Source organism: Alkaliphilus oremlandii OhILAs (assembly GCF_000018325.1).
Classification (GTDB): Bacteria; Bacillota; Clostridia; order Peptostreptococcales; family Natronincolaceae; genus Alkaliphilus_B; species Alkaliphilus_B oremlandii.
On sequence record NC_009922.1, the window covers coordinates 859448 to 879324 of the forward strand.

Sequence of the window (19877 nt, forward strand, 5' to 3'; positions counted from 1 at the left end):
CAAAGGCACCGGGATAAAAACATCTTGGTGTTTTTGTTTTATATAAGGTAAAAGAATAAAGCATTCAATGAATCTAGGATTTGTAGATTTTTTATAAAAAACAATTGACTCCAACCTTAGGGAAGACTTTATACTTAATTGTGAGGTGATATTAAGTGGTATATACAGTACACAAGGTAGCTAAAATTTCTGGTGTATCAATTAAGGCTTTGTACCATTACCATAAAATTGGATTATTGATACCAGAAAGTATAGCCGCCAATGGATATCGCTACTATAGCGACAAAGAATTAAAAACATTACAGCAAATTTTATTTTATCGTGAGTTGGATTTTTCTTTAAAAGACATAAAAAAAGCATTGCATAACGAATCTAATCGGATGAATTGTCTATTGGAACAATACACACTGTTAAAAGCACAAGAGCAAAGGCTTAGGAATATTTTATGTACGCTGGAGGAAACCATTCAACACGAAGAGAAAGGAGTAGCTATGAGTAAAGAAAAAATGTTTGAGGGATTAAATAAAAAGGAATGGGAGGAATCACTTGCCTATCAAAATGAACATTTACAGCAGAAATACGAATATGAAATTAACATAAATGAAATCGATATAGATGTAATGAATGAAAAGGCCAAAGAAGCAACTGAGTTTATGTCATTTATGGTAGATTCCTTAAAAAATGGTATAAGTGTGGAGGACAAAACTGTATTAACGGCAATTGAAAAGCATATTAAGTTTATGCAAAAGGATATGGATATTGATGCAGCAGGTTTTGCAGCTCAAACTCGATTTTTAATGAATGACGATTTTCATAGGCAAATGCTTGAGGGGCAGCAGACTGGTTTAAGCTATTATATTTGTTTTGCAGCAGAAAACTATGCAAAAAAATAAATAAACCTTATAAAAAAGAATTTAAGGTAAGGGATGAGGACATAGGAGTGAAAACTTTGATGTCCTTTTTAATATAAAAATATAGGTAAGATGTATTCCTTATAGAAGTTAGTGGAACTGTTGTTAAAAAAATAACGGAACGTTTTAACTAAATTGAAATTAATTTGTAAATTGTTTTTAACGAAAAAGTCCTTCTATAGATGCTATACTTTGATGAAAAGTATAAATACAGTTTGGGAGGATATGGATATTATGAATAAAAAGGCGATATTAAGTAGTACGCTTACATTAGCGCTAGTTATGAGCGTGGGTTGCCAAAAAAAAGAAAAAATAAAGGTGAAGGATGAGAAAAAAATAGCAATTACAGAATCAATAAAGCAAGGAGAGTCTAAAGAAAATCAAGTAAATCAAGAGGATAAACTGATGAAATTCAAATCGAGTACAGTGGATTTTTCAAAAGTGGAATATCGATCATCTGAAACTCAAAGAGATGAAAAATTAGAAAAGGCTATTGTAGATTATTTAAAATATAATAAAGACGAAGATGGAAAGCTGGTATATTATTATAATAATATTGATCTAAATGGAGATGGAAAAGATGAGATATTTGTGTATCTAATAGGGCAATTCGTATCAGGAACAGGTGGATCTACAGCTTTAATCGTTGACAAAGAAAACTATGATATAATATCTGAATTTACATTAGTACAGAACCCTATTATAATTAGTAAAGAGAAAACAAATGGGTGGAATGATATTATAATGCAAGTATTTGGTGGCGGCGCAGAGCATTCCTATGTTAAAATGCAATTCAATGGAAATGGATATCCATCAAATCCTTCAACATCACCGAAATTAAAAGAAAAATCAGTGGTGGAAGGGGTAGCTATTATTTCCAATAGTTGCTCTATCGGAGATGGAATAGAAATTAAATAAGTATTTTGGGGCTAGCGGAGGCTATGGTTTTGTGGAGGTATGTTCAGCTAGAAAGATAGAGCTAATTGAAATTAACTGTATGTGCGAGTAAATCTAATATAGATGCAATAAAATTGTACCTAAATGAGTTATATGTACAAAGGAGGGAATACTTATGTTCCTGTTTACTTTCGTATTTGAAGCGAATGAACACATACAACAAAATAACTTGAATGATATAGATGAAGATTTAATAAAGAGAATAGGCAATGATGATATGGAAGCCTTAGATATATTTTATTGTGATACTGAGAGAATATTGTATGCATATATTCTTGCTTTAAGTAAAAATCATGATATGACTATTGATATAATGCAAGATACTTATATTAAACTTATATCTGCTTCACATTTATACAAACCAATGGGTAAGCCCCTAGCATGGCTATTTACGATCGCAAAAAATTTATATTATACGAAAATCAAAACGGTTAGTAGGGAAACGAACTTAGAGGCCATAGGAGTTTCAGGAGAGAGCACTTTATCGCAGATCACAGACTTAGAAGATAAAATGGTGTTAGAGGAAGTCATGAGAATCTTAACAGAAGAAGAGAGACAAATAGTTATACTTTATGCAGTATCTGGGATGAAACATAAAGAAATTGCAGTACTGCTGGATTTAAAATTATCTACAACGCTTTCAAAATATCATAGGGCAATTAAAAAATTAAGAAAAAACCTTGAGAAAAGAGGGATATCCTATGATGGAAAATAAAATATTAGATTGTATTAAAAAATCAATAAATAATGCTCCCATAAATATATTAGATAATATAAAGGCTCAAAATATTCCTCGAATAATCCAACATGATGAAATAACTAGACAATTTAAAGAGAAAAGGTTTTCGCGAAAAGTTATGCCGATGGCATCATTAGCAGCGACCTTTATCCTAGCAATTGGATTATGGCAATACTGGTATAAAATCCCTGATAGTCATATCTATCTAGATCTTAACCCTAGTATAGAAATAATAACGAATAAAAGAGAGCAGGCTATAAATGTTCTTACTTACAATTCAGATGGAAGTAGGTTAATAAAGGATATTCATTTTAAAGGAAAGGATATTGTCGTAGTTACAGAAGAAATTTTACAAAAGATGATAGATTTAGAGTATATGAATTCACCGGATAATTATCTTTTAATATCCATACATAATAAAAATTTATACAAACAAAATCTTCAGAAAAATAAATTGAATGCATCCATCCATAGCTACATGAATAAGCAAGCGTTTAGTCCTATAATCCTAATTCAGGATGTTGAAAATAATCGTACTGTTAAAGATTACGCAAATGAATACGGAATATCTTTAAGTAGAATGACACTTATTGGAAAAATAATAAAGTTGAATTCAAAACTTCAAATTGAGGATTTAGTAGACTTATCTTTAGAGGAACTCATTACCTTAAGTCAGTCGATCGGTATAAACCTAGAAGATATTGTACACAGTGATGACTTCAGTAGGATACCTAAATATATGGATACTGATGAAATTTATGAGGACTTAAAAGAGGCTGATGATATCGATGATCTTGAGGATGAAATCCAACCAAAAGAGAATACAACCCCTGCTAAGAAAAAAATTTCAAAAGAGGAAGCAATAAGAATATCCTTATCCTTGACTAAGGGTGGCACCATAATCTCTATGGAATTAGATATAGATGATGAGGAAGATGAAGCTAAATATGAAATAAAAATAACAGAGGGAAAAAATGTCTATGAAATAGAGCTAGATGCATATACAGGTAATGTTTTAGAATTTGATATTGATGAAGAGGATTAAAAAATAAAAATAGATGCAATAAAAACGCTCCTTTAATCGTTATCTTATAAAGAGGAGGTAGTTGAAATGAAAAAAACAAAAAAAACCATCGTAATATTACTTGCAGGAATTTTATTATCAACGGGCATGGGAGGGCTCCCTAAGTTGGATGCATACGGTCAATCGACAATGAGAAATCAAAGGGAAACAACGGATTTTAAAAAAGTATTGACCATTAAACCAAATGAGCTATTAAATATGACTGTGAAAGAATTGATTAAATACAGCAGGGATAATAATATGGATATTCAATTAATATTAAATGTTGCTGTAGGAGATTTAGATGCAGACATGAGTAATGGAAAACTTATTTCAAAGGAAGAAGCAAAAAAAATTGCCATAGCTTTGATCAATGGTGAAATCATAAAAGTGAAACTTGACAATATAAAAGGCCATAACGATACATCCGAATATGAGATAAAAATCCTTAAGGATGGTAATTTATATGAAATAAAAATGGATGGATATACCGGTAAAATTAAAAAAATAGAGGTAGAATATCCCGAAATGAATAATAATGATACAATTCATACCAATAAAGTCATTTCCGAAGAGCAAGCAAAGAAAATTGCCTTAGAAAAAATAAATGGCAAAGTTATTAAAATTGAACTTGAATACGATGATGATACTGCCGAATATGAAATAGAAATTCTTAAAGATGGAATAAAATATGAAATAGAAATGAATGCATTTACAGGAAATATATTCAACTGTGAAATTGATGATTAGATAATGAACTTTAAAAGCCCTAAGAAAATAGATGATTTTTCTTAGGGCTTAAATTTATATAAAAGTTATATAGGGTGTTAGTCTAAAATCATAAAAGTACAAAGTGATACAATGCATGTTTTTAGTTGACTTATCAACTAAAATTTTATAAAATGAATATGGTGATAAATATGAACAATATATATGAAGAATTTGGCAGATGGGTATCTATACTGTATCGACAGTTTCAGATATTTATCAATAAGGAATTGAAGGACCTAGAGATCACATCCGGTGAATATATATATTTGATCAAGCTCTATGAAAATAAGGAGTTGACTCAAGAGGATTTAGCTGAAATCTATTATATTGATAAGGCAGCCATAACAAGGAGCCTAAGAAGCCTGGAGGATAAAGGGTATATAAAAAGAATAAAAAATCCAAGGGACAAAAGATACTATAGCATACAAGTCACAGAAAAGGCATTAAAGGTGAAAGATAGAATATATAATGCATTAAAAACTTGGGATGATTTAATTTCATTAGATGTAAATGCTGAGGAATTTAAAATGATATCGACTATACTAGAGAATATGTCGATGAAAGCATTGAATAGAAATGAATGAGGGGGATGGTGTTTATGAAAATAAATAAGAAATATAGGGGCGTTGTATTTTCCTGTCTTGCTGCTGTATTTATATCTGTACCCATTGCTTTTTTTATGGTACTAATGAATTATGGATTTAGGGCAGGCTTCTTCATTGCATTTTTAAAGTCTTCGTTGGTGGGCACAGCCATTTCTGTACCATTGGCGAATTTATTTATTCCATTGGCAGAGAAGATCGTAAATCGTATCGTAGAGGAAGTGTAGGTTGGTCTGAGATCTTATAAAATGGAATGGTATACCAGTATAAATCCTTGTTAAATACGCTGGAAACACATATGCGTATTTTTTTTATCCATGATGTTTTCATAATATACAATAGAAACAAATTTTTATCCTTTTGCTTTTAATAGAGAATTCATTCCATTCAAACGGTGGAAATAAAAAAATACCTGTATGAAATATATAGTATGTGATATTTTTAATATTGACAAATTGTATTTATATCTAGCGCACAGGATTGACTTATTGAGGATAAACTGTAAGGAAAAGCGGATGTTCTTTACGTTATCTTAACCATTTATATGGTAGGATTATCAAAAAAGGATGTGATATACTTTGAAGCTTCTTATCATTGAAGACGAAACTGACTTAGTTAATGCTTTGAAAAAGGGCTTTGTTAAAAAAGGATATGCGGTTGACTATGCAGTTGACGGTGAAGTCGGATTGGAATTGTACCACATCAATGAATATGATTTGATCATTCTTGATCTTAATCTGCCTTCCATGGATGGCTTGGAAGTTCTTGAGACTATAAGAGAGAAAGACAAAATGCAGCGAGTACTTATTCTATCTGCTCGTTCTACCGTTCCAGATCGAATTAGAGGACTCGATATGGGAGCAAATGATTATTTGCCGAAGCCTTTTGATTTTGCTGAACTAGATGCTCGTGTTCGTTCTTTACTGCGTTGTGAATTGATTCAACATAATACGAGTATTCAATATGACAACATTATACTGGACACACGAGCGAAAAGCATATTAGTAAATGGCGTGATTTTTCCACTTGCACCTCGTGAATACGCTATATTTGAGTATTTACTGATACACCGCGGAACTGTTATCAGCGCAGAAACTCTAATTGAACATATTTGGGACAGTGAAGTGAATATGTTTACCGATGTTATAAAGGTTCATATTAGCAACATTAGGAAAAAATTAAGAGAAGCTTCCGGAAAAGAGTATATTGTTACGGTGCGTGGAAAGGGGTATTTAATTGTTAAGGAGGAAGGAATATGAAGGAAGGTATCTCTCTAAGGGGAAGGCTCACATTTATTACGTCAATACTACTCGTTCTTTTGTGTATAGCTTTTACAGTTTCGGGGATGTATAATCTTAATGTAAATGTTGTAGACCCATTGCAGTTGATCATAAGAATTGATATGGACCAGGTAGCACGCCAAACAGAGCAGGGAGTACCAGAATTTATGCTTGATAATTTGAATGAGATAATTATTGAAGAAACAATCGGACCATACTCAAGATTTAGCTTCCTATTCATGGTAGTGGCTATAGTAATAGGTACAAGTATTATGTATTTTTTATCAGGATTAGTTTTGAAGCCTGCACAAAAATTGGCTACTGACATTGCCTGTATTAATAAAGATACATTATCTAGACGTATCACTAATTTTAAAGCAGGCGATGAACTAAATTCAATTGCGAATTCTTTTAATGGAATGCTTGATCGCCTACAGTTAGCTTTTGATCGGGAACAACGTTTCTCTGCAGCTGCCGCGCATGAATTAAAAACGCCCCTTACCGTTATTAAAACAAATCTTGATGTATTTGATTTAGATGAAACACATTCCAAAGAAGATGTAGAGGATATTCTTGGTGTTGTGAAGAAGCAAACGGACCGAATGGTGATGTTGGTGAATGACTTAATGATTCTTTCGACTAACCATGCCTGTAATAGAAATGATAAGGTATCCATAGATAAATTACTTGCAGAGATTAGAGAAGAGATGTTACCTGATATGATAAACAAAAGTATTAAATTTAGAATGGACACAGTTCCTTGTAATATAACAGCGAATGCAGTTATGATCAAGCATGCCATATCGAACTTATTGAATAATGCAATCAAGTATAATGTAGATGGTGGACAAATTTCTGTTTCAGCATATACAGAAGAAAATCGATGTATTATTTGTATTGTCGACACAGGTATAGGTATTGAGGAAGATAAGACGAAATACATTTTTGAACCGTTTTATAGGGTGGACAAGTCTCGCTCTAGAACAGTAGGAGGTGCGGGTCTTGGTCTTGCTATTACTAAAGAAATCATAATGCAGCATAAAGGAACCATCGTCCATGGAAAAAATGAGCCACAAGGGAGCAAATTTACAGTTACATTACCATTGGCCTAAAAAACACAATCAAGTCTTTGTTGAAAAAATTCAGCAGAGACTTTTTCTTTACCTACTATTAACCTACAATTTAATAAAATAGCAGTAGACTAATGAAAGTCGAAAATTTATTTTATAAGGAGGAAAACAGAGTGAAAAAACAGATTATAAAACTAGGCACAGTCTTGCTACTAATAGCATCCACCATGATATTTATTTTAAATGGATGTTCGCAAAAAATCAATGGTACCAATGTAAACAAAAAATATGCAGAAAAAGGGATGGTAAATCTAATAGGTGAGCCATATAATTACGAAAAAGGGACTGTAGATAAGGGAATCGGGCTTGGATTTGTACTCACAGATAAAGAAAATGAATTGATGGAAAAAGAACAACTAGGAATAGAACGTAATCCTAGACTAGGATATACATTTTCCTATATAACAGAAAATGGCGTAAAAATGCTAAAGGAACCATCTATACTAGATGGGAAGACAGACATGCCTAATATAACAGCAGCATTTTTTAACTACGCTGCAATCTATAAGATTCCTAACGATTCGAAAGATGAAATAGGAGAAATTACAATGAAATACTTAACGGATACTTATTCCAATAAGAAAGCTGTTGCTACGTTGAAAGAGCACACATACTATTTTGCATGGAATGAAGATTATTCATCCATAGACGATCTAAGTGAACAGGACAAAAAAAATATAGAGGCACTAATTTCTAATTTTGACAGCTTTGTAAATAATTTCTGCATTTTTCCTAGTTCCAATGTGGAAAAAAACATGAAGAATTTCAATGCTAAAATGTTAAATGGCGGTAATTTTACCCAAGAGGATTTTGCTAAATATGATATTACAATGGTAAATATATGGGCAACTTGGTGTAGAGGATGCGTAGAGGAGATGCCGGAATTACAAGCGGTATATGAAAAATTACCAGAAAATATGAACATGATTTCAATATGTTCTAACGCAGGTACGGAAGCGGAATTAGCAAAAGAAATACTGGATAAAAAAGGTTGTAAATTCCCTACATTAATTCCGGACGAGAAGCTGGAAGAATCGTTACTAGACTATTTAGACGCGTATCCAACAACCGTATTTGTAGATAGTAAGGGGAACATCATCGGTGAAGAACAAATTGGTGCTCCATCTCAAAATAAAGAAGATGTTACCGACGCCTATCTTAATTTAATGAATGAAATACTTGAAAGATTTTCAAAGTAGGAAAGAGGTTATATATGTTAAATTTCAAATCGTATATCAAATACTCCACACTTGTAGTAGCGACTCTATTTGTATTGACAGGAATACTTAGGAAAGAGCACTTGATAGTATTGGAAAAAGCTATAAACATTTGTCTTGAATGTATAGGATTGGGGTAATCCTATGAAAAAATTGTGGGAATATGTAAAAAAACGTCCATTGATACAAGTGGTTGCTAGCATATTAACAAATTACAACCTACGCGGTTTTGCAACGGGAAGAATTTATAAGGGTAATACTAAGATAGCATGTGTTCCAGGACTTAACTGCTATTCATGCCCCGGTGCGATTGGATCGTGTCCTATAGGATCATTGCAGGCCGTTGTAGGTGGAAATAGGTATAACTTCTCCTATTACGTGATGGGCATATTAATTTTATTCGGTGTTTTGTTTGGCAGGTTTATCTGCGGATTCCTATGTCCTTTTGGATTTATACAGGACATACTATATAAGATACAAATATTTAAGTTGAAAGTACCAAAGAAGATGGATCAACTATTGCGGTGGCTAAAATATGCATTATTACTAATCTTGGTTATTTTACTTCCTATATTTCTAACAGATGAGTTTGGTACCGCTCCTCCATATTTTTGTCAGTGGATTTGTCCAGCGGGAACATTAGGTGGGGGGTTACCACTGATTTTAAAAAACAAAAGTTTGCGTAGCATGCTTGGTGTTTTGTTTGGATGGAAAGTAACATTGTTGATTCTAATAGTACTTTCTTCGGTATTCATTTATAGACCATTCTGCAAGTATATTTGTCCACTGGGAGCGATTTATTCAATCTTCAATTACTTTAGCTTTTATCAAATGCATATTGATAAACTAAAATGTAATGGGTGTAAAGCTTGTCAGCGTCATTGCAATATGAATGTAGAAGTTATAAGAAATATAAATAGTCCAGAGTGTATTCGTTGTGGTAAATGTAAGGATGTATGTAAGCAAGGAGCAATTACATCAGGATTTAAATTGATATGTAAAGAATAGTTGTATTATCGATCATTTGATTATTTATTGAAAGTATTGGTATAGGGATATCCAATACTTTCAATATTATTTTTAGCTACTATTATATAGTTTATTTTAGCCCTATTTACAGATAGAACTCTTGTAATTTCAAAAACAAGTATCTATTTAATCATTTACTCCTCATATTCTTAGATCGCAGCCGAGCGTATACTTAGAACTAAAATAAATTCTAAGCGATTAGAATTTGCTTATAAAGGGAATACTTAAGTTGCATTATAAAGCAAAGAATATAGTACAAACAATGGGTATTGTGCTCTGATAGTGAAATGAGGGAGTCCATGAGTCTATTAGAAAGAAAAATATTTGAATCAGTACCAGGGAAACAAGTGACATTGGCACATATTATAGCGAATCCAGATGATCGAATCTTTGAAAAATTAGGATTGAATAATGAAAAGTATCATGCCATTGGTATTTTAACCATAACCCCACCAGAGGTTGCAATTATCGCTGTAGATATCGCTAAAAAGACTGCACCCATTAAGATTGGATTTGTCGATAGATTCAGTGGATCTGTCTTTATCTTAGGAGATGTGTCGGCTGTACAATCTGCTATGGAGCAGGTTGTGATTTCTTTAAGAGAGTTGATGCGGTTTACTGTTCCCAAAATAACAAGAACGTAATAGGTAGGCGTAGAAAATGAAAAAAATTATGTTGATTGGATCCGTTGGAAGTGGAAAAACTACCCTTTGTCAAAGGATTCAAGGAGAGAGTATCAAATACAAAAAAACACAATCTGTTGAATTTTATTCTCAGATGATCGACACGCCAGGTGAGTTTGTCTTACATAGAAGATTCTATAGTGCCCTGCAGATGATGGCTGCTAGTTCTGACGTCATTGGCTTCGTTTGTAGTGTGGTGGAATCGGGACAGACATTTTCGCCCTATTTTGCACAAAATTTTACAAAACAATGTGTCGGAATTATTACAAAAATCGATTTAGCACCGAATGAAGAAGCCATCATCAACGCTGAAAAGAGATTAGAATTGGCAGGGGTTAGCAAAATTTTTCGTCTTTCAGCAATGAAAGATGAGGGCGTAGCGGAACTGATCGATTATCTTTCTAAGGAAAAGGAGGGGTAAATTTGCAAATTTATACTAGAACGGGTGATAAAGGGTACACTAGGATCATCGGAGGCACTAAATTAGCAAAAGACAGTGAACGCATAAAAGCATATGGCACCATTGATGAACTCAATAGTTTCGTAGGATATGCAATCACATTGATAAAGAATAATGATGCCTTGAAAAAAGAATTAATACAAATTCAGCAGTATTTATTTGATTGTGGCAACGATTTAGCAATGCCAAGAGGAAAAGGAACGTATCGGGTCACACCGGATTTGACAGAATGGATTGAAGGATGTATCGATGCTCATGTAGCAATTCCTCGGGAAGTAGAATCTTTTATTTTGCCAGGCGGTTCACCAGCAGCAAGTATTTTGCATATTTGCAGAACTGTTGCTAGGAGAGCAGAAAGAGAGATTGTAACCTTCCAATGGACCAATGATATGAATGAAGAAGTATTGATTTTTATCAATCGCTTGTCGGATTATTTTTTTTCAGTGGCACGGGTTGCAAATGCAAATGAAGGCATAGAAGATGTGCTCTATGAAAGAAGCGGCAAGGTATTTCACATGGAGCTTAAAAAAGAACATTTACAATAACAAAAAATATATTTTTTAATAGGTACTGACAAGTCGTTCTATTTTTTTATAAATTTTTTGTCAGAAAGGAGTAGTGCTATGCAGAAAATAAGATTTGGGACAGCCTTATATATTGGTGAAGATAGTCTAAAAAGATTATCCGATTTTAAGAACGAAAAGATCTTCATCGTAACGGATTCTTTTATCGCTTCATCAGCGTTATTACCACAGATTAGAAGTTATATGGATCCCAGCACAGAAATCTTGGTGTTTTCTGAAGTTATCCCAGACCCACCAATTGATAATATTGTTGCTGGATTGGAATATAGTAAGGATTTTTCGGCGACAATTCTACTAGCAATCGGCGGTGGTTCTGCCATCGATGCAGCAAAAGCTATGCTTTATTTCGGAAAATTGACAGGTCGATTCAGTGGAATACGATTTATTACAATTCCTACAACGAGCGGAACCGGTTCAGAGGTTACGGATTTTTCCATCATCACTGATGATGAAAAGGGCACGAAATATCCATTGATTACAGAGGAAATATTGCCAAATGAGGCGATTTTAGATGCTGGTCTCATTGCAGGCTTACCACCAAAGCAAACAGCCGATACGGGCATGGATGTTCTAACCCACGCCATAGAAGCTTATGTTTCCACCAATGCCAATGATATCTCCGATGCCTTAAGCGAAAAGGCAATACGCTATGTATTCACTTATTTAGAGAGAGCTTATAAAAATGGTGGGGATAAAGAAGCCCGTGAAAAAATGCATATGGCATCAACAATGGCTGGTATGGCATTTAATATAACCTCATTAGGGATCAATCATGGCATAGCCCATGCAGCAGGAGCACGTTGGCACATACCTCACGGAAGAATCAATAGCATTTTATTGCCCCACGTTATCCGTCACAATGCAGGAATGGTGGAAGGAAATTATGGCAAGAACAGGACCCTTGCTGCAGGTCGATATGCAGAAATCGCTAAATTCTTGGAATTGAACGCTGGTAATGTACAAGCAGGTGTACGAAGTTTAGTCAACGCAATTCTTGCACTCCAAAAGAAGCTTTCTATGCCAAAAAGTCTTTCTGAATGGGGGATCACCAAGGAACAATTTGAATCTGATAAAAATAGAGTAGCGGAAGCTGCCCTTGCAGATCGTTGTACAGAAACAAATCCTGTTACTCTAACGAAGGAAGATGTGATTCATATTCTAAGGAAATCATTTATATAAACTAAGAATAAATGAGGTGATGACTTGGAGAAAAATGAGAGGGTGATACAGGAATATGTTCCTGGAAAACAAATCACCGTAGCCCATGTGATTGCAAAGGCTGATTCCGAATTGTACCAAAAAATGGGTATCGTACAATCTGGAAATGAGGCTGTGGGGATTTTAACCATAACACCCAGCGAAGCCTCCATTATCGCGGTGGATATTGCAACAAAGGCTGCTGAAATAGAAATTGGTTTTGTCGATCGATTTTCAGGCGCTGTGGTAATCATCGGAGATGTTTCCTCTGTGAAGATTGCTTTGGAAAATATTTTAGACACCATGGCAAGTCTTTTAGACTTTACGGTGGTGCCCTTATCTAGCACTTAAAGTACATTTAAAATTGAATACAGAGCTATGACATCAAAAGTCGTAGATCCAATCAAGGGCGCTTAATAAGGGGACAATTATGGACCTATTATTCAGCGTTTATTTTTTTAGGTTTAAAGTAATTAACATATTGAAAAGGAGTGGATCAGATGGCGGAAACCTTACTAAGTGTCGGTATTGATATTGGCACATCAACGACACAATTAATTTTATCAGAACTTTCCATTGAAAATATGGCATCCGTTTTTACGATTCCAAGAATTTCCATTACGGATAAAAAAGTAATTTTTAAAAGCGATATTATCTTTACCCCTATATTAGAAAACAATCTGATCGATTCTGATGGGATAAAGGAATTTGTAGAGGAGCAATATAAAAAAGCAGGGATTACAAAATCCGCCATTCAGACGGGGGCCGTTATTATCACTGGGGAAACCGTTCGAAAAGAAAATGCCCGATCCGTTGCGAATGCTCTAAGTGGCTTTGCGGGAGATTTTGTTGTGGCAACGGCAGGACCCGATTTAGAGAGTATCATCGCAGGGAAAGGAGCAGGAACCTATTCTTATTCTAAAAATCATCATACGACGGCAGTGAATCTTGATATTGGTGGAGGAACCACCAACCTCGTCGTATTCAACGATGGAGACATTGAGGATACAGCCTGCTTCGATATTGGGGGGCGATTAATCAAGGTAGATTCCAGTGGTATCATTCGTTATATTTCTCCAAAGGTAGAGAAAATCATCAGAAAAGAAGCTTTAGACCTTCGTCTCAATGAAAAAGTCGATCTGAAAGAGCTGGATAAACTTTTAGATATATTTGTCCAGGTACTGGAAAACAGTGTTCGAATAGGTAAAAGGAGTCCTTATTTTGAACTGTTGATCACCAACAAACAATTGACTACAAAACTTCAAATAAAGTGTATTTCATTTTCAGGTGGCGTAGCAGATGGGATCACGAAAGAGGGGGTACAAAATCCTTTTGAATATGGCGATATCGGACTGTTGTTAGGTAAGAAAATAAGGGAATCCTCTCTAATGACAGCTCTGAATGTGATTCCAACAGTAGAGACCATCCGAGCCACTGTAGTTGGAGCAGGGTCCCATACCACCGACGTTTCAGGGAGCACCATCACCTATAAAAAAGAAATCCTGCCACTTCAGAATATCCCCATCCTGCAGCTATCAAAAGATGATGAAGATGCGAATAATTGTGGGAATTTAGGGAACATTATTCAAGAAAAAGTAAAATGGTTTATGGTAGATGGAGAAGTCCAAACGGTTGGCTTAGGGATAGAGGGTGTCCATAACCCTTCCTTCCAGTTGATTCAGAATTTAGCAAGGGAAATCATAGAAGGTTTAGATCTATTGATTCAGAAAAAATTGCCATTGGTGATTATCGTCAAAGAGGATATGGCAAAGGCACTGGGTCATAGCCTGTATGCACATCTTCCTGAGAATTATCCATTTGTATGTATCGATAGTGTTTATGTACGAAATGGAGACTACATTGATATTGGAAAACCGATCGCAGAAGGCTCTGTTTTACCAGTTGTCGTAAAAACATTAGTATTTAATTAAAGATAGAAGGAGGATGTACAATGATTTTAAAAACAAAGCTTTTTGGAAAAACCTATCAATTTTCATCTGTAATGGAAGTTATGGGGAAGGCCAATGAAGAAAAATCTGGAGATAATTTAGCTGGCGTTGCAGCAGAGAGCGCTGAAGAAAGAGTTGCAGCTAAAGTTGTCCTATCTCAGCTAAAGCTTTCCGATTTATTTAACAATCCTGCAGTGCCTTATGAAAAAGATGAAGTGACACGGATCATTATTGATCATGTAAATCTCAAGACCTATGAAAGGATCAAAAATTGGACCGTAGCCGAACTAAGAGAATGGATCCTAAACAGCAATACGACAAACTATGATATCCATCGTATATCCAATGGTCTAACTGCGGAAATGGTGGCAGCAGTTGCCAAAATTATGTCGAATTTAGATTTAATCGTAGGCGCACAAAAAATCGTTGTAACGAAGACTGCCAATACGACAATTGGTGTTCCTGGAACATTTTCAACACGGCTTCAGCCGAACCATACCACCGATAATGTAGATGGTATTATGGCTACCGTTATGGAAGGCCTATCCATGGGTGCTGGAGACGCAGTTATCGGTTTGAATCCAGTAGATGATACCACAGAAAGCGTAAAACGTATTCTACATAAATTTAATGATTTTATTAATAAATGGGAAATTCCTACCCAACACGTTGTTTTAGCTCATGTGGCCACTCAGATGGAGGCAATGGAACAGGGAGCACCAACAGGCTTGGTATTCCAATCCATTGCAGGGTCTGAAAAAGGTAATGCAGCTTTTGGAATTTCTGCAAAGATGCTTTCAGAAGCAAAGGATATGGCTTTGAAGCTAGGTACCGCAGTAGGGCCAAATGTGATGTACTTTGAAACAGGTCAAGGTTCTGAGCTTTCTTCCGATGCACACAATGGCGTAGACCAATTGACTATGGAAGCAAGATGTTATGGATTTGCAAAGCATTTCGATCCATTCCTTGTGAATACCGTTGTTGGATTTATTGGACCAGAGTATCTGTACGACTCTAAGCAAGTTATTCGTGCAGGTCTAGAAGATCACTTTATGGGTAAGCTAACAGGTATTTCTATGGGTTGCGATGTTTGCTACACGAACCACATGAAGGCAGACCAAAATGACGCTGAAAATTTAACAGTTTTACTTGCAACAGCAGGTGTAAACTTCATTATGGGGATTCCAAATGGTGATGATATCATGTTAAATTATCAAACCACAGGGTTCCATGAAGGCGCATCCATTCGTCAATTATTGAATAAACGAACAATTAAAGAATTTGACCAATGGTTAGAAAAAATGGGATTCAGTGAAAATGGACGTTTAACTTCCAAAGCTGGCGATGCATCTGTATTCTTGAAGGGTTAAATATTTCTAAGAGGAGGGATAACGAATGGACGAATTAAATTTAAAAGAAATGATCAAATCGATTTTAAATGAAATGGTGGGTGAAGCACCACCAGCCGTTATAAATAGTAATTCAACCGCAGAAAGATCTGTGGGCACAATGCAAACTACCAAACCTCAGGGTGTTGAAGAAAGGTTCATACCAGATATTACAGCAGTAGATATTCGGAAGCAATTTTTAGTACCCAATGCAGCCGATAAAGAAGGGTATCTGAAAATGAAATCCTATACACCGGCTCGCTTAGGCTTATGGAGAGCTGGCCCAAGATATATGACAGAACCTAGTCTCAGGTTCCGTGCTGACCACGCGGCTGCTCAAGATGCTGTATTCTCTTACGTTGATGAGGATTTAGTGAAAGAGCTGGGATTTGTAGAGGTGGTTACAGAATGCAAGGATAAAGACGAATATCTTACACGGCCAGATTTAGGTCGTAAGTTTTCAAATGAAGCGATCAACACGATTAAAAAGGTCGTGAAGCCCAATCAAAAGGTGCAGGTCATCGTTGGTGATGGGTTAAGTTCAGCAGCTATAGAGGCAAACATCAAGGATGTTCTACCTTCCTTACGACAGGGTCTGAAGATGTTTGGATTGGACTTTGGAGAAGTTGTTTTTATCAAACATTGTCGTGTACCAGCTATGGATCCAATCGGTGAGGCAACGGGAGCAGAGGTTGTCTGTCTTTTAATCGGAGAAAGACCGGGGCTTGTTACAGCAGAATCTATGAGTGCCTACATCGCTTATAAACCAACCATTGGTATGCCAGAGGCTAGAAGGACAGTCGTTTCCAATATCCACAGACAAGGAACGCCAGCAGTAGAGGCGGGTGCATATATTGCCGAAATTATCAAGCGAATGCTGGATAATAAGGCGTCTGGGCTGGATTTAAAAGAAAAATAAAGTTTGTTCGCTCAGGCTCACAAACTTTATGTCGCACTCAACTCTAGGTGAGGCTTAGAGTTTCAAGTGCTCAAAATAAGGTTTGTTCGCTCAGGCTTACAAGCTTTATGTTGCACTTAACTTTAGGTGAGACTCAGAGTTTTAGGTGTTCAAAATAAAAACTGCCTGATTTAAAGAGGAGGTTTCCTAATGAAAAATGAACGATTAGGTGCAAATGTTCTAAGCGTAAAAATCATTCCAAATGTTGATGATGGATTGGCAAAGGAATTAAATTTGGCACCGAACCAAAAAAGTTTAGGGATTATCACAGCGGATTCTGATGATGTAACTTATGTAGCATTGGATGAAGCCACGAAGGCATCGGATGTAGCTGTTGTATATGCAAAAAGTATGTATGCTGGTGCTGCTAACGCTTCTACGAAATTAGCAGGAGAAGTGATTGGAATTTTAGCAGGTCCAAGTCCAGCAGAAATACGAAGTGGTCTAGATCGTGCTGTTGAGGTTATCACAAATGAAGCCAGCTTCTATAGTGCAAATGAGGATAATTCCATAGTTTATTTTGCTCATACTGTATCGAGAACAGGTTCTTATCTTTCAAAAGGAGCAAATGTGAGAGAAGGAGAAGCAATTGCCTATTTAATTGCACCACCATTGGAGGCAATTGTAGCTATTGATGCGGCTTTGAAGGCTTCTGCCGTAAAAATGAAGGTATTTTATGGACCCCCAACTGAAACAAACTATGCAGGTGCATTATTAACAGGATCACAATCTGCTTGTAGGGCAGCATGTGAAGCATTTGCGAAAGCTGTGGAAGCCGTTGCTGATAATCCAACCAGTTATTAGGTGGTGATGAAAATGGCGAAGGCATTGGGGTTAATTGAAGTCCGTGGAAAGTTAGGAGCAATCCTAGCAGCAGATGCCGCTATAAAGGCGGCCAGTGTAAGGCTACTAGGAAGTGAAGTCGTCAGTGGTGGTTTAACAACAATTCATATTATTGGAGATATTGCGGCGGTCAAAGCGGCGGTTGAGGCAGGTGTAGTTGCGGTGGCAGATAAAAATTGTCTAATCAGTAGTCATGTCATTCCTCGTTTGGATGACCAAGTTGAGCGGATGTTGGAGAAAACCTTAGGTAGAAAGGAAGAGCGTCCTTCGGATCTAAAGGAGTCCAATGAATCCACAACAAAGGGAAAAATTGAAGAAGAAAAACCAGACAAAGCAGTAGTACCTTCCAATGGGTCCCAAGAAATTTCGAAAGAAAACTTGAAATCCAGTATCAATACAATTGTAGGTACATCCTTTGATAAAGAAGATCTAGAAAAAATGAGAGTGACAGATTTACGTTCTCTTGCATATCAATCCGATCTTTCTACCATAAAAAAATCGGAAATTAAAACTGCGAACAAAACAATATTAATTGAAGCGTTGATGGATAAAGGAGTTGAACATTAATGGGATTGATAGATAAAGACCTTGTGTCGATTCAAGAGACGAGGGATTTGCTGAAAAAAGCAAAAGAAGCACAAAAGGAAATCGCCAAGTTGTCCCAAGAGCAGATCGATACCATCTGCAAAGCCATAGCGAAGGCAACTTTTGACAACCGTGTAAAATTAGCTAAAATGGCGCAGGAAGAGACCGGATTTGGACGATGGCAGGATAAAGTTCTAAAAAATGCCTTTGCATCGAGAGATGTATTGAATGCAATTAAAGATATGAAGACTATTGGTATCATCAAAAACAATCCAGCGGCAAAATATATGGAAGTGGCTGTTCCAGTTGGGGTCATTGCAGGGCTCATTCCTTCAACAAATCCAACATCGACGGTGATCTACAAATCTCTGATCAGTATCAAGGCAGGAAATGCCATTGTATTTTCACCGCATCCAAGTGCATTAAATTGCATCAAGGAAACTGTTCGCATTATCAATGAAGCAGGAAGAAGCGTTGGCTTACCAGAGGGTGCCATCAGTGTAATTACAAGGGTTACAATGCAGGCAACCAATGAATTAATGAAAAATGAAAATACAGACTTGATTCTTGCCACAGGAGGTTCTGCAATGGTTCGGGCAGCATATTCCTCTGGAACACCAGCAATTGGTGTGGGACCGGGCAATGGACCTGCCTTTATAGAACGCAGTGCCGATATTCCGAGAGCAGTGGAGCTGATTATTGAATCGAAAACATTTGATAATGGCACAGTCTGTGCATCGGAACAATCCATCATTGTGGAAGATATTAGCAAAGAAAAAGTCATAGCAGAATTCAAGAAGCAGGGTGGTTATTTCTTATCGAAAGAAGACGCCCTAAAGCTTGAAAAATATATCTTACGACCAAATGGTACCATGAATCCGAATATTGTAGGAAGAACGGCACAGGTTGTTGCAGAACTGGCTGGCATTTCTGTACCAAAAGATGCAAAGGTTTTAATTGCAGAAGAAACACGTGTTGGAAATCTTGCTCCCTATTCCAGGGAAAAATTGTCACCGATTTTAGCCTTCTATACGGTGAATACTTGGCAAGAAGCTAGAGACTTAAGTATTCAGATTTTAAATTTTGAAGGCGCAGGACATACTATGGTGCTTCACACAACAAACGATAAAATTGCAGAAGAATTTGGATTAAAGGTGCCAGTTTCACGATTCCTCATCAATTGTTCTGCTACGTTAGGGGGAATCGGAGCAACTACAAACCTAATGCCTGCTTTGACATTGGGTTGTGGCGCAATCGGAGGAAGCTCTACTTCTGACAATGTTGGCCCACAGAATTTATTCAATCTCCGACGCGTCGTTTATGGTGTTCGAACATTGGAAGAAATCCGTGGAGAAGATGTTTTTGCAGAAGGGAATGCTATAGATTTAGAAGGTTCAGGATTTAATAAGGAGCAATTAGTAGATTTGCTCGTTGAACGTGTTCTGCAGAGATTAAAGTAAGTAGGATGCACACAATAATATTGATAAAAAATAAAACAATAAAAAATTTAGGAGGTAATTATAGTGGCGAA

General features: G+C 36.0%; 23 protein-coding genes. All 23 read left to right on the forward strand.

Annotation, left to right across the window (positions count from 1 at the left end; translation table 11 throughout):
- Window positions 1–155 precede the first annotated feature (155 nt).
- The 23 genes from CLOS_RS04040 (at window position 156) to CLOS_RS04145 (ending at window position 19806) form a co-directional block, all read left to right on the forward strand.
- Complete coding sequence (locus tag CLOS_RS04040; RefSeq protein WP_012158643.1) at window positions 156–893, forward strand: MerR family transcriptional regulator; 738 nt, start codon at window positions 156–158, stop codon at window positions 891–893.
- Between the two features lie 213 nt (window positions 894–1106).
- Complete coding sequence (locus CLOS_RS04045; protein ID WP_012158644.1) at window positions 1107–1829, forward strand: hypothetical protein; 723 nt, start codon at window positions 1107–1109, stop codon at window positions 1827–1829.
- Between the two features lie 208 nt (window positions 1830–2037).
- A complete protein-coding gene (locus CLOS_RS04050; protein WP_242649595.1) occupies window positions 2038–2583 on the forward strand; it encodes an RNA polymerase sigma factor in 546 nt (181 codons plus the stop codon).
- Entirely contained in the window at window positions 2570–3652 is a 1083-nt protein-coding gene (locus CLOS_RS04055) for a PepSY domain-containing protein (RefSeq protein ID WP_012158646.1), read from the forward strand. Before CLOS_RS04050 ends, CLOS_RS04055 begins: the two co-directional genes overlap by 14 nt.
- Before the next feature lie 66 nt (window positions 3653–3718).
- Window positions 3719–4420 (forward strand): PepSY domain-containing protein, encoded by a 702-nt coding sequence (locus tag CLOS_RS15210; RefSeq protein ID WP_012158647.1) that lies wholly within the window; start codon window positions 3719–3721, stop codon window positions 4418–4420.
- Between the two features lie 152 nt (window positions 4421–4572).
- The gene (locus CLOS_RS04065) at window positions 4573–5025 is read left to right on the forward strand and encodes a MarR family winged helix-turn-helix transcriptional regulator (RefSeq protein WP_156774392.1); all 453 of its coding nucleotides are present in this window, start codon (window positions 4573–4575) and stop codon (window positions 5023–5025) included.
- Window positions 5026–5039: 14 nt separating this feature from the next.
- Complete coding sequence (locus CLOS_RS04070) at window positions 5040–5270, forward strand: DUF2798 domain-containing protein (protein ID WP_041718974.1); 231 nt, start codon at window positions 5040–5042, stop codon at window positions 5268–5270.
- Window positions 5271–5621: 351 nt separating this feature from the next.
- On the forward strand, window positions 5622–6302 hold the full coding sequence (locus tag CLOS_RS04075) for a response regulator transcription factor (protein ID WP_012158650.1): 681 nt from the start codon (window positions 5622–5624) through the stop codon (window positions 6300–6302).
- On the forward strand, window positions 6299–7435 hold the full coding sequence (locus tag CLOS_RS04080; protein ID WP_012158651.1) for a sensor histidine kinase: 1137 nt from the start codon (window positions 6299–6301) through the stop codon (window positions 7433–7435). The genes CLOS_RS04075 and CLOS_RS04080 overlap by 4 nt, the downstream gene beginning before the upstream one ends.
- 131 nt (window positions 7436–7566) lie before the next feature.
- Window positions 7567–8652, forward strand: coding sequence for a TlpA family protein disulfide reductase (locus CLOS_RS15215; protein WP_049753781.1), 1086 nt, complete (start codon window positions 7567–7569; stop codon window positions 8650–8652).
- A gap of 14 nt (window positions 8653–8666) precedes the next feature.
- Entirely contained in the window at window positions 8667–8810 is a 144-nt protein-coding gene (locus CLOS_RS16430; RefSeq protein ID WP_278183748.1) for a CD1871A family CXXC motif-containing protein, read from the forward strand.
- A 4-nt stretch (window positions 8811–8814) separates the two neighbouring features.
- On the forward strand, window positions 8815–9678 hold the full coding sequence (locus tag CLOS_RS04090) for a 4Fe-4S binding protein (RefSeq protein WP_012158653.1): 864 nt from the start codon (window positions 8815–8817) through the stop codon (window positions 9676–9678).
- A 320-nt stretch (window positions 9679–9998) separates the two neighbouring features.
- Entirely contained in the window at window positions 9999–10343 is a 345-nt protein-coding gene (locus CLOS_RS04095; RefSeq protein WP_012158654.1) for a BMC domain-containing protein, read from the forward strand.
- Window positions 10344–10359: 16 nt separating this feature from the next.
- Window positions 10360–10803: a EutP/PduV family microcompartment system protein gene (locus CLOS_RS04100; RefSeq protein WP_012158655.1), complete on the forward strand. Its 444-nt coding sequence runs from the start codon at window positions 10360–10362 to the stop codon at window positions 10801–10803.
- Between the two features lie 2 nt (window positions 10804–10805).
- Entirely contained in the window at window positions 10806–11387 is a 582-nt protein-coding gene (locus CLOS_RS04105) for a cob(I)yrinic acid a,c-diamide adenosyltransferase (RefSeq protein WP_012158656.1), read from the forward strand.
- 78 nt (window positions 11388–11465) lie between these two features.
- Window positions 11466–12605, forward strand: a complete 1140-nt coding sequence (locus CLOS_RS04110; protein WP_012158657.1) for a 1-propanol dehydrogenase PduQ — start codon at window positions 11466–11468, stop codon at window positions 12603–12605.
- 24 nt (window positions 12606–12629) lie between these two features.
- A complete protein-coding gene (locus CLOS_RS04115; protein WP_012158658.1) occupies window positions 12630–12974 on the forward strand; it encodes a BMC domain-containing protein in 345 nt (114 codons plus the stop codon).
- A gap of 149 nt (window positions 12975–13123) precedes the next feature.
- Window positions 13124–14554, forward strand: coding sequence for an ethanolamine ammonia-lyase reactivating factor EutA (gene eutA / locus CLOS_RS04120; RefSeq protein ID WP_012158659.1), 1431 nt, complete (start codon window positions 13124–13126; stop codon window positions 14552–14554).
- A 20-nt stretch (window positions 14555–14574) separates the two neighbouring features.
- Window positions 14575–15942, forward strand: coding sequence for an ethanolamine ammonia-lyase subunit EutB (locus CLOS_RS04125; protein ID WP_012158660.1), 1368 nt, complete (start codon window positions 14575–14577; stop codon window positions 15940–15942).
- 25 nt (window positions 15943–15967) lie between these two features.
- Window positions 15968–16879, forward strand: a complete 912-nt coding sequence (gene eutC / locus CLOS_RS04130) for an ethanolamine ammonia-lyase subunit EutC (protein ID WP_012158661.1) — start codon at window positions 15968–15970, stop codon at window positions 16877–16879.
- A 189-nt stretch (window positions 16880–17068) separates the two neighbouring features.
- Window positions 17069–17722, forward strand: coding sequence for an ethanolamine utilization microcompartment protein EutL (gene eutL, locus CLOS_RS04135; protein WP_012158662.1), 654 nt, complete (start codon window positions 17069–17071; stop codon window positions 17720–17722).
- A gap of 6 nt (window positions 17723–17728) precedes the next feature.
- On the forward strand, window positions 17729–18328 hold the full coding sequence (locus tag CLOS_RS04140; protein ID WP_242649596.1) for a BMC domain-containing protein: 600 nt from the start codon (window positions 17729–17731) through the stop codon (window positions 18326–18328).
- On the forward strand, window positions 18328–19806 hold the full coding sequence (locus CLOS_RS04145) for an acetaldehyde dehydrogenase (acetylating) (protein WP_012158664.1): 1479 nt from the start codon (window positions 18328–18330) through the stop codon (window positions 19804–19806). Before CLOS_RS04140 ends, CLOS_RS04145 begins: the two co-directional genes overlap by 1 nt.
- The last annotated feature ends 71 nt before the right edge of the window (window positions 19807–19877 follow it).

Bases quoted from the DNA above. Each gene is read 5' to 3' on its own strand.
- CLOS_RS15210 (WP_012158647.1), top strand. From the start codon at position 3,719: ATGAAAAAAACAAAAAAAACCATCGTAATATTACTTGCAGGAATTTTA.
- CLOS_RS04140 (WP_242649596.1), top strand. From the start codon at position 17,729: ATGAAAATGGCGAAGGCATTGGGGTTAATTGAAGTCCGTGGAAAGTTA.
- CLOS_RS04100 (WP_012158655.1), top strand. From the start codon at position 10,360: ATGAAAAAAATTATGTTGATTGGATCCGTTGGAAGTGGAAAAACTACC.
- eutL (WP_012158662.1), top strand. From the start codon at position 17,069: ATGAAAAATGAACGATTAGGTGCAAATGTTCTAAGCGTAAAAATCATT.
- CLOS_RS04045 (WP_012158644.1), top strand. From the start codon at position 1,107: ATGAAAAGTATAAATACAGTTTGGGAGGATATGGATATTATGAATAAA.
- eutC (WP_012158661.1), top strand. From the start codon at position 15,968: ATGGACGAATTAAATTTAAAAGAAATGATCAAATCGATTTTAAATGAA.
- CLOS_RS04095 (WP_012158654.1), top strand. From the start codon at position 9,999: ATGAGTCTATTAGAAAGAAAAATATTTGAATCAGTACCAGGGAAACAA.
- CLOS_RS16430 (WP_278183748.1), top strand. From the start codon at position 8,667: ATGTTAAATTTCAAATCGTATATCAAATACTCCACACTTGTAGTAGCG.
- CLOS_RS04065 (WP_156774392.1), top strand. From the start codon at position 4,573: ATGAATATGGTGATAAATATGAACAATATATATGAAGAATTTGGCAGA.
- CLOS_RS04110 (WP_012158657.1), top strand. From the start codon at position 11,466: ATGCAGAAAATAAGATTTGGGACAGCCTTATATATTGGTGAAGATAGT.
- CLOS_RS04080 (WP_012158651.1), top strand. From the start codon at position 6,299: ATGAAGGAAGGTATCTCTCTAAGGGGAAGGCTCACATTTATTACGTCA.
- CLOS_RS04145 (WP_012158664.1), top strand. From the start codon at position 18,328: ATGGGATTGATAGATAAAGACCTTGTGTCGATTCAAGAGACGAGGGAT.
- eutA (WP_012158659.1), top strand. From the start codon at position 13,124: ATGGCGGAAACCTTACTAAGTGTCGGTATTGATATTGGCACATCAACG.
- CLOS_RS04125 (WP_012158660.1), top strand. From the start codon at position 14,575: ATGATTTTAAAAACAAAGCTTTTTGGAAAAACCTATCAATTTTCATCT.
- CLOS_RS04070 (WP_041718974.1), top strand. From the start codon at position 5,040: ATGAAAATAAATAAGAAATATAGGGGCGTTGTATTTTCCTGTCTTGCT.
- CLOS_RS04055 (WP_012158646.1), top strand. From the start codon at position 2,570: ATGATGGAAAATAAAATATTAGATTGTATTAAAAAATCAATAAATAAT.
- CLOS_RS04090 (WP_012158653.1), top strand. From the start codon at position 8,815: ATGAAAAAATTGTGGGAATATGTAAAAAAACGTCCATTGATACAAGTG.